1 protein-coding gene is annotated in these 268 nt (G+C 40.7%); it reads right to left on the bottom strand.

Going from position 1 to position 268, the window contains the following annotated elements; all coding sequences use genetic code 11:
- Nucleotides 1-7: 7 nt before the first annotated feature.
- A partial coding sequence (locus tag FLQ44_RS14625) for a hypothetical protein (RefSeq protein ID WP_439144935.1) occupies nucleotides 8-268 on the bottom strand: 261 nt, incomplete at its 5' end.

Genomic DNA, 268 nt, shown 5'->3' with positions numbered 1-268 from the left:
AGTGAGTTTAGATGCTCATATCTTCACTTAATGACAGTGGATTTGGCAGAATTTTTGCTAACTGACGGCATAGCGTCGTTAATTCCTTAGAATCATTTGGCATCAACGTGATATGTCCAATTTTACGACCTTCACGCTCAGTCTTGTTATAAAGATGCACATGAGCACCTTCTAATGCCAAAACCTCTTCCAATGGTGGATATTGACCAATGATATTGACCATCACCGTTGGACGTACAACTTCTGTTGAACCTAAAGGTAACCCAGC

Origin of the sequence: Vogesella mureinivorans (assembly GCF_007644035.1) — a bacterium.
GTDB classification, from domain to species: Bacteria; Pseudomonadota; Gammaproteobacteria; order Burkholderiales; family Chromobacteriaceae; genus Vogesella; species Vogesella mureinivorans.
Note: the sequence above shows the minus strand (reverse complement) of the source record. Positions and strands in the feature narration are given on the sequence as shown.